The organism is Pseudomonas sp. PDM04 (assembly GCF_014851765.1).
GTDB lineage: Bacteria > Pseudomonadota > Gammaproteobacteria > Pseudomonadales > Pseudomonadaceae > Aquipseudomonas.
Window position 1 is genome coordinate 270,581 of the sequence record NZ_JACVAI010000007.1, and the last position, 12,455, is coordinate 283,035.

General features: G+C 61.7%; 10 protein-coding genes. 1 reads left to right on the top strand and 9 read right to left on the bottom strand.

Going from position 1 to position 12,455, the window contains the following annotated elements:
* Nucleotides 1–173: 173 nt before the first annotated feature.
* The 7 genes from hbdH to IB249_RS25955 all read right to left on the bottom strand — a co-directional run bounded on the left by hbdH (nucleotide 174) and on the right by IB249_RS25955 (nucleotide 9,807).
* Nucleotides 174–947 (bottom strand): 3-hydroxybutyrate dehydrogenase, encoded by a 774-nt coding sequence (gene hbdH / locus IB249_RS25925; RefSeq protein ID WP_192308663.1) that lies wholly within the window; start codon nucleotides 945–947, stop codon nucleotides 174–176.
* 7 nt (nucleotides 948–954) lie between these two features.
* On the bottom strand, nucleotides 955–2,346 hold the full coding sequence (locus IB249_RS25930) for a GntP family permease (protein ID WP_192308665.1): 1,392 nt from the start codon (nucleotides 2,344–2,346) through the stop codon (nucleotides 955–957).
* Between the two features lie 262 nt (nucleotides 2,347–2,608).
* Complete coding sequence (locus IB249_RS25935) at nucleotides 2,609–4,024, bottom strand: sigma-54 interaction domain-containing protein (RefSeq protein WP_192308667.1); 1,416 nt, start codon at nucleotides 4,022–4,024, stop codon at nucleotides 2,609–2,611.
* 217 nt (nucleotides 4,025–4,241) lie between these two features.
* Complete coding sequence (locus IB249_RS25940) at nucleotides 4,242–5,819, bottom strand: ABC transporter ATP-binding protein (RefSeq protein WP_192308669.1); 1,578 nt, start codon at nucleotides 5,817–5,819, stop codon at nucleotides 4,242–4,244.
* A gap of 39 nt (nucleotides 5,820–5,858) precedes the next feature.
* The gene (locus IB249_RS25945) at nucleotides 5,859–6,881 is read right to left on the bottom strand and encodes an ABC transporter permease (RefSeq protein WP_192308670.1); all 1,023 of its coding nucleotides are present in this window, start codon (nucleotides 6,879–6,881) and stop codon (nucleotides 5,859–5,861) included.
* The gene (locus tag IB249_RS25950; RefSeq protein WP_192308671.1) at nucleotides 6,881–7,942 is read right to left on the bottom strand and encodes a microcin C ABC transporter permease YejB; all 1,062 of its coding nucleotides are present in this window, start codon (nucleotides 7,940–7,942) and stop codon (nucleotides 6,881–6,883) included. The genes IB249_RS25945 and IB249_RS25950 overlap by 1 nt, the downstream gene beginning before the upstream one ends.
* Nucleotides 7,942–9,807: an extracellular solute-binding protein gene (locus IB249_RS25955; protein WP_192308672.1), complete on the bottom strand. Its 1,866-nt coding sequence runs from the start codon at nucleotides 9,805–9,807 to the stop codon at nucleotides 7,942–7,944. Before IB249_RS25955 ends, IB249_RS25950 begins: the two co-directional genes overlap by 1 nt.
* A 223-nt stretch (nucleotides 9,808–10,030) precedes the next feature.
* Here IB249_RS25955 and IB249_RS25960 point away from each other — a divergent pair, with 223 nt between their 5' ends.
* Nucleotides 10,031–10,921, top strand: a complete 891-nt coding sequence (locus tag IB249_RS25960; RefSeq protein WP_192308673.1) for a hypothetical protein — start codon at nucleotides 10,031–10,033, stop codon at nucleotides 10,919–10,921.
* A gap of 84 nt (nucleotides 10,922–11,005) precedes the next feature.
* On the opposite strand, the gene IB249_RS25965 is transcribed toward IB249_RS25960, so the two are convergent.
* Nucleotides 11,006–11,287 carry a peptidylprolyl isomerase gene (locus IB249_RS25965; protein ID WP_192308674.1) on the bottom strand — a complete coding sequence of 94 codons (282 nt, stop codon included), beginning with the start codon at nucleotides 11,285–11,287 and terminating at the stop codon, nucleotides 11,006–11,008.
* 84 nt (nucleotides 11,288–11,371) lie between these two features.
* Nucleotides 11,372–12,250 carry a lipase family alpha/beta hydrolase gene (locus IB249_RS25970; protein ID WP_192308675.1) on the bottom strand — a complete coding sequence of 293 codons (879 nt, stop codon included), beginning with the start codon at nucleotides 12,248–12,250 and terminating at the stop codon, nucleotides 11,372–11,374.
* Between the last annotated feature and the right edge of the window lie 205 nt (nucleotides 12,251–12,455).

Sequence of the window (12,455 nt, forward strand, 5' to 3'; positions counted from 1 at the left end):
TGCAGGAGCGAGCCCTCTCGCGAGGAACGCCAAGGCACCGCACGGTTTCAGGTGGCCAGCGTCATCGTTCACGACCATCGCGAGCAAGCTCGCTCCTGCAGGGGGTGTGTCGAATCCGGAATCGGTGGGCGCGAGCCCGCTCGCGAAGAACGATAGCGCGGTCCGGTGGCAGGCTACTGCGCCAACCACCCCCCATCGATATTCCACGCCGCGCCGCGCACCTGGCTGCCTGCTTCGCTGCACAGGAACAGGACCAGTTCACCCAGCTGTGGCGGGGTGACGAACTCCAGGGAGGGCTGCTTTTCCGCGAGCAGATCGTGCTGCGCCTGCTGCGGATCGGTGCCGTTGGCGATGCGGTCGTCGATCTGCTTTTGCACCAGGGGTGTCAGCACCCAGCCCGGGCAGATCGCGTTGCAGGTGACATTGCTGGTGGCGGTTTCCAGGCCGACCACCTTGGTCAAGCCGATCACCCCGTGCTTGGCGGCGACGTACGCCGCCTTGCCCACCGAACCGACCTGGCCGTGCACCGAGGCGATGTTGATGACTCGTCCCCAGTTTTTCTTGCGCATGCCCGGCAAGCTCAGGCGGGTACTGTGGAACACCGACGACAGGTTGATCGCGATGATCGAATCCCAGCGCTCGACGGGGAAGTCTTCCACCGCAGCGACGTGCTGGATGCCGGCGTTGTTGACCAGGATGTCGACGCCGCCGAACTCGCGCTCGGCATAGGCGATCATGTCGGCGATCTGCGCCGGGTCGCTGACATCGGCGGCGTGATGGCCGACCTTGCCACCGAATTGCTCGACCTCGGCGATGACTTTGGAGGCGTCGCCGAAACCGTTGAGAATCAGGTTGGCCCCGGCCTTGGCCAGGCTGAGGGCGATCCCCAGGCCGATGCCGCTGGTGGAGCCGGTAACCAGTGCGGTCTTGCCGGAAAGAGTCGTCATGAATACCTCACACAATGCCAGTGGCGTAGAAAACACCGATCACGACAAAAACAGCCAGGGTCTTGATCAGCGTAATACAGAAAATGTCTTTGTAGGCTTCGCGGTGGGTCAGGCCGGTGACGGCCAGCAAGGTGATCACCGCGCCGTTGTGCGGCAGGGTGTCCATGCCACCGCTGGCCATCGCGGCCACCCGGTGCAGCACTTCCAGCGGAATGTTGGCGGCATGGGCTGCGGCGATGAAGTCGTTGGCCATGGCCGCCAGCGCAATGCTCATGCCGCCCGACGCCGAGCCGGTGATGCCGGCCAGCAGGGTCACGGTGATGGCTTCATTGACCAGCGGGTTGGGAATGCTCTTGAGCCAGTCGGCCAGCACCAGGAAGCCGGGCAACGAAGCGATGACCGCACCGAAGCCGTATTCCGAGGCGGTGTTCATCGCCGCCAGCAGCGCACCGCTGACCGCGCTCTTGCTGCCTTCGGCCAGCTTGCTGCGAATGGCCTTGAAGCCGAACAGCAGCACCATGAGGATGCCGACCAGCAACGCCGCCTGCACCGCCCAGATCGCCGTGAGCTTGGCGATTTCGGTGGTCACCGGCGCGGCCATGCCCGGCAGCGCCAGGCTGTGGGTCTTGCCATACCACTGGGGAATCCACTGGGTGAACAGCAGGTTCATGATGCCCACCGCCAGCAGGGGCGACAAAGCGATCCATGGGTTGGGCAGCGTGATGTCAGGCGCGGTTTCCGGCTCGTTGCGCAGCTCGGTGCCATACCCTTCGCCTGCGCGCTGGGCCTTGTTGCGCTGGCGCTGGAGGAACAGCATGCCGGCGCAGAACACGAAGATCGTCCCGATCAGCCCCAGCCACGGCGCCGCCCAGGCCGTGGTGTTGAAGAAGGTGCTGGGGATGATGTTCTGGATCTGTGGGGTGCCGGGCAGGGCGTCCATGGTGAACGAGAATGCGCCGAGGGCGATGGTCGCCGGGATCAGGCGCTTGGGGATGTTGCTCTGACGGAACATTTCCGCGGCAAACGGGTAGACCGCGAACACCACCACGAACAGCGAGACACCGCCGTAGGTCAGCAGGGCGCAGACCAGCACGATCACCAGCATCGCCTGGCGGGTGCCCAGCAGGCGAATGGCTGCAGCCACGATCGAGCGCGAGAAGCCCGACAGCTCGATCAGCTTGCCGAATACCGCACCGAGCAAGAACACCGGGAAGTACAGCTTGATGAAACCGACCATTTTTTCCATGAACACCCCGGTGAAGGCAGGGGCAACGGCGGAAGGGTCGGTGAGCAGCACGGCGCCGAGGGCGGCGATGGGTGCGAAGAGGATAACGCTGTAGCCGCGGTAGGCAGCGAGCATCAGCAGCGCAAGGGCTGCCAAGGCAATGATCACACTCATGGTGTGTCTCCTGGGATTGTTATTTTTGTGGGGTGAAGCTGTGGGGAAGGGCTATAGCGAGTTTCGTGCCATTGCGACAACATATTGAAATATAAGGATATTTTGTCTGGTTGGGTGGCGTTTCCGGATATTTGTCTCTGATTTGAGACGTTTCGGGCATGCCGGCCTATCGTGAGCCGGCTCGCCCCCAGTTGGATTTCGCTTTCCTGTGGGAGCGAGCCTGCTCGCGATGGCTTATCTACAAATTGAGACTGATGTCTCTTTATTGAGACTCTGCTATGCCCAACGCCACCATCTTCTTGTACAGCGTCGACCTCCCCAGCCCCAGCCGTGCCGCCGCTTCGGTCACCTTGCCGCCGCATTGCGCGAGGGCAGACTCGATCAGTTGCCGGTCGAAACGCTCCCGTGCCTGGCTGAACGTTTCGTGAGTAACCGCCTCCAGGGCCAGGGGCGCCGCGCGCTGCACGGGGGCAAACGTCCCGATCGCTGCGCGGATGTCCTGGGCATTGAGCTGCAAGTCATCACTGAGCAACGCCGCACGCTCCAATACGTTGCGCAATTCGCGGATATTGCCCGGCCAGGCGTGCCGGGCCAGCAGGGCCAGCGCTTCAGGGTTCATTTCGTGCTGGCTGCGCAGTTCTTCGAGAATGGCCTCGCTCAGGGCCGGCAGGTCATCGAGGCGATCACGCAGCGGCGGCACCTGGATCGGCAGCACGTTGAGCCGGTAATACAGGTCGGCGCGAAACTCGCCGCGCTTGATCGCCGCTTCAAGGTCGGTCGATGTCGCGGCGATCACCCGCACGTCGCTCTGGATCACTTCATTGGAACCGACCGGTTCGAATTCCTTTTCCTGCAATACCCGCAATAGTTTGCTTTGCAGCGGCAGCGGCATGTCGCCGATTTCATCGAGGAACAGCGTGCCGCCCTGAGCGATCTGCAACTTGCCGGCACGCGCCTTGCGATCCGCGCCGGTAAAGGCGCCGGGTGCGGTGCCGAAGAACTCCGCCTCCAGCAGCGCTTCGGGAATCGCCGCGCTGTTGATGCTGACGAAGGCCTTGTGCGCTCGAGGCGACGCCGCGTGGATGGCCTGCGCCAGCAGCTCCTTGCCGGTACCGGTCTCTCCCAGCAGCAACACCGGGGAGTCGGCGCTGGCACTGCGTCGGGCGCGGCGTTTGACTTCCAGGCTGGCGGCGCTGGTGCCGATGAAATGGGCGAAGTTGTACTTGGTCTGCCGCGCCCGCAGCAATGAGCGCGTGGACGCCAGTTCTTCCTGCATGCTCATGTAGCGCTTGAGCATCGGCGAGAGGCTGCGCAGCTCGTCGAACAGGGCGAAGCCGATGGCGCCGATCACCACGCCGGCATCGTCGTGGATCGGCAGGCGCATGACCACCAGCGGTTCCTTGGGGGTGTCCTGCATGTCCAGCAGGATCGGTCGGCCGGTGCGCACCACTTCACGCAGCAGGCTGCCGGGGATGACGCTTTCGCAGGCCTTGCCGATGGCCCCTTCGGCCGACTCCAGGCCGAAGCGCCGGGCGTAGCGCTCGTTCATCCAGACGATGTTGGCGTCGCGGTCGACAATCACCGTGCCTTCGCTCGATTGCTCGATGATCTCGAACAGGGAGCGGATCGCCAACAGGCGCACGCGCTGGTAATCCTTGAGGCTTTCGGTGGTGTTCATGGGTGGTCTGATCCTGATTGTTTGGTGTAGCTGCCGGCGCTATCGCGAGCAGGCTCGCTCCCACATTGGACCGTGCGAAGCCGATCCTGTGGGAGCGAGCCTGCTCGCGATGGTCGCCAACGATAACGCTGGCAGGCTGGCACCCAGTGGTGGTCCGGCCTCCGTCGTCGGAACGCCGCCCGGAGCAAGCTCGCTCCTACAGAGGAGGCGTACGGATTTACGTCGGGCGCGGATGCGCCGCCGCCAACAGTTCCTTGGTGTACGGATGCTGCGGCGAGTCGAACACGTCGTGGCTCGCGCCGCTTTCCACCACTTTGCCGTCCTTGATCACGATCATGTCGTGGGCGAGGGCGCGGACCACCGCCAGGTCATGGCTGATGAACAGGTACGTCAGGCCGTGTTTTTCCTGAAGCTGGCGGAGCAGGGCGACCACCTGTTTTTGCACGGTGCGGTCCAGGGCCGAGGTCGGTTCGTCGAGCAGGATCAGCGCCGGCTTCAACACCAGGGCCCGGGCAATGGCGATGCGCTGGCGCTGGCCGCCGGAGAATTCATGGGGGTAGCGATGACGGCTCTGCGGATCCAGGCCAACCTCGCACAGCGCCTGGATCACCTGAGCCTCGCATTCGTCGGGGCTGGAGTGGCTGTGCACTTCAAGGCCTTCGCTGATGATCTGTGCCACCGACATCCGCGGGCTGAGGCTGCCGAAGGGGTCCTGGAAAACCACCTGCATTTTCTTGCGCCAGGGCCGTAGTTGCTTTTGCGTCAGGCCGTCCAGCGCTTCGCCCTGGAAGCGAATGCTGCCTTCGGAATCGAGCAGGCGCAGGATCGCCTGGCCCAGCGTCGACTTGCCGGACCCGGACTCACCGACGATGCCCAGGGTCTTGCCGCGCTGGACGTTCAGGCTGATGCCATCCACCGCACTCAGCCAGGTCTTGCGCCGCAACAGTCCGCCGCCGAGGGGGAACCTGACGTGCAGGTTGTCCACTTCCAGCACTTTCTCGCGTTCGTCCCGTGGCAGGGCTTCGCCTTCCGGCTCGGCATTGAGCAGGACGCAGCTGTAGGGGTGTTGCGGTTCCGTGAACAGGGTCTCGCAAGGCGCCTGCTCGACGATTTCCCCGGCCTTCATCACGCACACCCGCTGGGCGATGCTGCGCACCAGGTTGAGGTCGTGGCTGATCAGCAGCAGCGACATACCGAGGCGCTGCTGCAGGGATTTGAGCAGGATCAGGATCTTGCGTTGCACCGTGACGTCGAGCGCCGTGGTCGGTTCGTCGGCGATCAGCAGTTCCGGTTCGCAGGCCAGGGCCATGGCGATCATGATCCGCTGGCGCTGGCCACCGGATAACTGATGGGGATAGGCCTTGAGCCGCTCCTTGGGTTTCTGGATGCCCACCAGGTGCAGCAGCTCGAGAATCCGTGCCTGGGCTGCCTTGCCGGTGATGCCTTTGTGCAGCAGCAGAGTTTCACCGATCTGCTTTTCGATGCTGTGCAGCGGGTTGAGCGAGGTCATCGGCTCCTGGAAGATCATCGCAATGCGGTTGCCGCGCAGCTCGCGCAGCACCTTCGAGGAGGCCCCGAGCAGTTCCTTGCCGCGATAGCGGATGCTGCCGGTGGACTGGGTGCCGGTCTCGGGCAGCAATTGCAGGATCGAGTGCGCGGTCACCGATTTGCCGGAACCCGACTCCCCGACCAGCGCCAGGCACTCGCCGGGGCGGATGTCCAGGCACAGGTTGCGCACCACGGTCTGGCCGCTGAAGGCCACGCAGAGGTCGCGGATTTCAATGAGGTTGCTCATGTCAAATGCTCGCTTGAGGTTCGCGAATCAAGCCTGTGATCAAGATCGTGGGTCGAATGCATCACGCAATGCCTCGCCAATGAACACCAGTAAGGACAGGATCAGCGCCAGGGTGAAAAACGCCGTCAGGCCCAGCCAGGGAGCTTGCAGATTCTGTTTGCCCTGACCAATCAGTTCGCCCAGCGAGGCACTGCCGGCCGGCATGCCGAAGCCGAGGAAGTCCAGGGCGGTGAGCGTCGAGATCGCCCCGGTCAGGATGAACGGCAAGTAGCTCAAGGTCGCGTTCATCGCGTTGGGCAGGATATGCCGCACGATCACCTTGCGATCGGTCAGGCCCAGTGCGCGGGCGGCCTTGACGTATTCCAGGTTGCGTCCGCGCAGGAACTCGGCGCGCACCACGTCGACCAGTGCCAGCCAGGAAAACAGCGCCATGATCCCCAGCAGCCACCAGAAGTTCGGTTCGACGAACCCCGACAGGATGATCAGCAGGTACAACACCGGCAACCCTGACCAGACCTCCAGCAAACGCTGGCCGATCAGGTCGACCCAGCCGCCGTAGTAGCCCTGCAGGGCGCCGGCGGCGATGCCGATCAACGCGCTGACAAACGTCAGCATCAACGCAAACAGGATCGACACCCGCGCACCGAAGATCACCCGGGCCATGACATCGCGCGCCTGATCGTCGGTGCCCAGCCAGTTGACGCTCGACGGCGGGCTCGGCGCGGGTTTGTTCAGGTCGTAGTTGGGGGTGTCATCGCTGAACGGGATCGGCGGGAAGAGCAACCAGCCACCGTCCTTCTTGATCAGCTTCTGCACATAGTCACTGCGGTAATCGGCCTGGAAGGGCAGCTGTCCGCCGAACTCCTGCTCGGTGTAGCGCTTGAACACCGGAAAGTACAGCGAACCCTGGTAGCTGACGACCAGGGGCTTGTCATTGGCGATCAGTTCGCCGCCGAGGGTCAGCAGGAACAGGCCGACGAACAGCCACAGCGACCACCAGCCACGGCGGTTTTTCTTGAAGCGGTCAAAGCGGCGACGGGCCAACGGTGAAAGCTTGAACATCAGGCGTTCCTCGCGGCGAAGTCGATACGGGGGTCGACCAGGGTGTAGCAGAGGTCGCCCACCAGTTTTATCAGCAGGCCGAACAGGGTGAAGATGAACAGCGAGCCGAACACCACCGGGTAATCCCGGGAGACAGCCGCTTCGTAACTCATGCGGCCCAGGCCATCGAGGGAGAAGATCACCTCGATCAACAGCGAACCGGCGAAAAACACACTGATGAACGCCTGGGGAATGCCCGACACCACCAGCAGCATGGCGTTGCGGAACACATGGCCGTACAGCACCCGGCGTTCGCTCATGCCCTTGGCGCGGGCGGTGACCACGTACTGGCGGGTGATTTCATTGAGGAACGAGTTTTTGGTCAGGATGGTCAGGGTGGCGAACCCGCCGATCACCAGCGCCGTCACCGGCAGCACCAGGTGCCAGAAGTAGTCGGCGATCTTGCCCACGGTGGACAGCGAGTCGAAGTTGTCCGAGACCAGGCCGCGCACCGGGAACCAGTTCAGCGACGTCCCGCCGGCGAACACGACGATCAGGAACATCGCGAACAGGAACGCCGGCATGGCATAGCCGATGATGATCGCGGTGCTGCTCCAGATGTCGAAATGGCTGCCATGGTGCACGGCCTTGCGGATGCCCAGGGGGATCGACACCAGGTAGGTGATCAGCGTGGCCCAGAGGCCGAGGGAAATGGTCACCGGCATTTTTTGCAGGATCAGGTCAGTGACCGTGGCGCCGCGAAAAAAGCTCTTGCCGAAGTCCAGTTGCGCATAGCTTTTGAGCATCAGCCACAGACGTTCCGGCGCGGGTTTGTCGAAGCCGTACTGTTTTTCGATCTCCTTGATCAGCTGCGGGTCGAGGCCGCGACTGGCCCGAGAGCTGCCGCTGGCGATGTCGCTGGAGCCGCCGCCGACACTGGCGCCGCCGATGCCTTGCAGGTGCGCGATGGCCTGTTCCACCGGGCCCCCCGGCGCGGCCTGGACGATGACGAAATTGACCAGAAGAATGATCACCAGCGTCGGGATGATCAGCAGCAGACGCCGCAGAATGTAAGCCCACATCAGTGCGGCCCTCCGGGTTGCCCGCGCTTGATCAATTCGGCGGTCATCTGCTGATTGGTCAACGGCACGGTGCTCACTTCCCACCAGCTCTCGATGGCTTCGTCATTCGCCGCTTGCACGCTGGGAATGCCAAAGCGGTTCCACCATACGGTGGAACTGCCGGGCGGGTAATAGTTGGGAATCCAGTAGTAGTTCCATTGCAGCACCCGGTCCAGCGCGTGGGCGTAGCGCAACATGTCGGCCTGGGTGGTGGCGCGCACGAGGCCGGCGACCAGGGTGTCCACTGCGGGGTTCTTCAGCACCATGTAGTTGTTGGAGCCCGGATCGTTGGCGGAGGCCGAGCCAAAGTAGTTGTTCAGCTCGTTGCCCGGCGAAGTGGTGACCGGGTAGCCGGTGACGATCATGTCGTAATCGCGTGACATCAAGCGGTTGACGTACTGGGAGGAGTCGATGCGACGGATGTTGAGGTCGATGCCGATCTGCTTCAGCGTGCGCTTGTAGGGCAGTAACAGGCGATCCATGCCGTTCTGACTGACGAGGAAGGTGAAGCTCAGCGGCTGGCCGTCGGCATTCACCAGTCGATCGCCCTCGGGTTTCCAGCCGGCCTGTTCCAGCAGGTCCAGGGCTTGCAGCTGTTTGTCGCGGATCACGCCGCTGCCATCGGTTTTCGGCGCTTCGAAGACCTGGGTGAACACTTCGTCGGGGATCTGCCCGCGCAGGGGTTCAAGAATCGCCAGTTCGGCGGCGTCGGGCAGCGCGCGCGCGGCCAGGTCCGTATTGGAGAAGAAGCTTTGCTGGCGGATGTAGAGGTTGCGCATCATCTGCCGATTGCTCCACTCGAAATCCCAGAGCATCACCAGGGCCTGGCGCACGCGCCGGTCCTGGAACAGCGGGTTCTGCAGGTTGAACACGAAGCCTTGCGCCGATTGCGGCGCGTTTTGCGCCAGGTGGGCCTTTTGCAGGCGACCGTCGCTGAGGGCAGGGCTGTCGTAACCGATGGAATAGCCGGTGGCGGAGAATTCGCGGTTGTAGTCGTAGGCACCGCCGCGCAGCACTTGGCGCGCCACGTCGGTGTCGCCGAAGTACTCGATGCTGAAACGGTCGAAGTTGTAGAGGCCACGGCTGACCGGCAAGTCCTTGCCCCACCAGTCGGGGTTGCGCTCGAACGTGATGCTGCGCCCGGAATCGACCTTGCTCACCTTGTAGGGGCCGCTGCCCAGTGGCGGCTCATAGCCACCGCCGCCGGCGAAATCACGGGTTTTCCACCAGTGTTCGGGGAATACCGGCAAGGTGGCGATATCCAGGGGCAGGGTGCGGTTTTCGTTGCTTTTGAAGTCGAAGCGCACCTTGAGCGGTGATTCCACTTCCACGCCTTTGACGTCGGCGAACTGCGTGCGATAGCGCAGGCTGCCCTGGGTCATCAGCAGGTCGAAGGTGTAGCGCACGTCTTCGGCGGTAATCGGCGTGCCATCGGCAAAGCGGGCCTTGGGGTTGAGGTAGAAGCGCAGGGACAGACCGTCGTCCGAGCGTTCCATCTTCTGCGCCACCAGGCCATATACGGTGTACGGCTCGTCCAGCGACCGCTGGGCGAGCGGCGAGTAAATCAAGCCGTCGATCTGCGTTACGCCGATGCCTTTGTCTATATAAGGCAGCACGTGGTCGAAGTGGCCGATTTCGACGGCCGAACGGCGCATCGTCCCGCCCTTGGGGGCACGCGCATTGGTGTACTCGAAGTGGCTGAAGCCCGCCGGGTATTTCGCCGGTTCGCCGTAGACGGTCAGTGCGTGTTGCGGTGTGGCGGCAGCGGGTGGCAAGCCTGGGAGCAAGGCCAGGGTGATCAACAGTGAAGATAAAAACAATCGCATTGTCGGCCTTGGGGCATGAGTCGGGGGTGACGGCGTTTGGGGTGGAGATTACCGGGCAGTAAACCACATTGCCATGTCGGCGGGGGATCGGCCAAGTGATGGCGTGGTGTTACCTGTCATTTATGACAGTAGACATCAAGCATGGGCGAGCGCCATATATCGCAGGCGATTTGGGTATTACGCATCACGGTATCCCGTAATGAATCGGCGAAGGAGTCTCGTCATGAGCACTGATCCCAAGAAAATCTCTCCCAGAATTGAAGGCGCGCACACCGGTACCATCTATGTTAGGGCGCTCCCCGATCCTTTCAAAATCAAAATCAAGATGTGGGATGGCGCCGCTGTTCGGCAGGAGTACGCCTTGAAGGTGCAAGGTACGATTGATGAAGAGGGCGGAGGTTATGATCAGATTGTATATAACGATAGGCTGACGAAAGAAGATATTGAGAAAGGCGAGCTGGAAATAGTGCTTGGGAAGTCGTTACTAAGGAAGTTCGTTGATCAGCGCAAAATTCTATTAAAGTTTTTGGCTAATATTGAAGGGGTGCCAACTCATTTTGCATGGCCTCGCTACATGATAAAGCACGATCACACGCATTTGACCGATTTCAGTACCGGGCAGTTGGAAGGGTGGAGCCTGGGGCCCGAAGTGAAGCCGGGTGAGGTGACATTTGTAGAGCATGAAGGAAAGAAATGCCTGCTCTATAGCGTTGACGAGAAGGCGTCCAGAAAACTCATTATTTCTCGAACGTTCAATTTGGTGGAGGGTAAGCGGTACATGATGAGCGTTGGGATTTTCTCGCTGCCATCCCCGACGCTGAAGGGAGTTATTGTTGTTCTGAAAGAGGGTAGAAGAAGCAGTTATTGGTACTTTGACAGTACACTTAATCGCACCCTGCCCATCGAGCTTGGTATTACGGCCAGATCAGCGAGCACCACCGTCGAGATTCTGACCCACGATCAAACACGGTCTTATTGCCCCTTCATGATCACAGATATCGGTCTCAGTGAATTCAATCCATTGAGATGGTGGGATCCCGAGTGGGATAAAGAGTGGGAGAAAGAGGACGATCACCCTATCAAGGAACCGCAGTCGGATGCGCCCGATGCATGATGGTTTGAGCTCACCTGAAAACGCCGCTTGCCCATGAGGGCAGGCGGCGTTGCATTTCAGCGTCCGCAACAGACGCCAAATCGATCAGTCCTGACGACTGGTCACTTCCAGCAGGTGGTAGCCGAACTGGGTCTTGACCGGACCTTGCACGACGTTCAGTGGTGCGCTGAAGACCACGGTGTCGAATTCCTTGACCATCTGGCCTGGACCGAACGAGCCCAGGTCGCCGCCCTGACGGCTGGACGGGCAAGTGGAGTTGGCCTTGGCCACTTCGGCGAAATCAGCGCCGCCTTCGATTTGGCTCTTGAGTTCGTTGCACTTGTCTTCGCTGGCAACCAGGATGTGGCGGGCAGTGGCTTTTGCCATGGGTACATACTCCTTCAACGTTCAGTAAAGTGTCGAGCCTACCGGATTCAGTGGCCCATTTCTTCTCAAAGTTCCTGGCGAAGCTTAAAGGCCGGCTTTTCGCAGACGTTCGGCGTGACGCACGTACAGCTCGACGGGGTCGACACCTTTGCGCAACTGTCCGGTGCCCTGATTGATGACAGCCAGGTGGTCCAGCGGATAGTCGGAGCGGATGACAGTCCCCAGGTGGGAGCTGAAACGGCCGACCACTCCGTCGTTCTGATCGGCCTCGGTGGTGAAATAGCGGGAAAAGGCCCGGCAACAACCGTTCAGCGGATCCCGCTTGTCGAGGCTTTCGTCGTCGACACTGCCCAAGGTGCCGCTCCAGGAATAGTAACGAACCCCATTGACCAGTTCGCGGCCCTTGCCCCCCCAGCTTCTGGGCAGACCCTGGGGGTACTTCTCATTGAAGCCGCAGACGCCTTCGGTGGTCAGCGCATTCAACGCGGCAATCGCGTTCTGCGGCAACTGCGGGTGGCCACTCAACAACGACAGGAAATCGGCGAACAGGGTGGCGATCGTTTCCGCGGCACGCTCCGGCAGTCGACCTGGCGTCAGCGCCTTGCGCAGGTAGTCGGCCAGCTCCGAGCCATGGTTCGGGCCGCTGACCGAGGTCACCGATGCGACGACCCCGGGCGCGACGGCGGCGGCATACCGTGCGGCCAGCGCCCCCTGGCTGTGACCGATCAGGTTGACCCTTTGTGCACCGGTCCCCTCGAGTACTCGCTCGACCTGCGCCAGGAGCTGATCACCCCGTGCTTCGTGGGTGTGGGTCGCCGACAGATAGGGGATGAACACCCGGGCGCCTGCACTGCGCAAGGCTTGCTTGATGTCGTGGAAGAGTCCGAAGGGGCCGATCCGGTCGAAACCGAACAGGCCGTGAACCAGCAGGATGGGATGGAGAGTGCTTGCATTCCGTTGCATGTTCATACCTTTTCGCAGGAGTTCGTGGGTGTACGTGGGCCTCACTCTAAAGCACTCGGACGGTCGCGCGATGTATGAAAAAGCCGCTGTAAATGGGTGAAAACGGAATAGGTAAGACGCGAATCTTCGAATCGGCGGGAGGCCTCTTTCGGAATGTCAGGAGGCCTTTTAAGCGGAGGTAGCGCAGTCGTCTGTAATGCCCTAC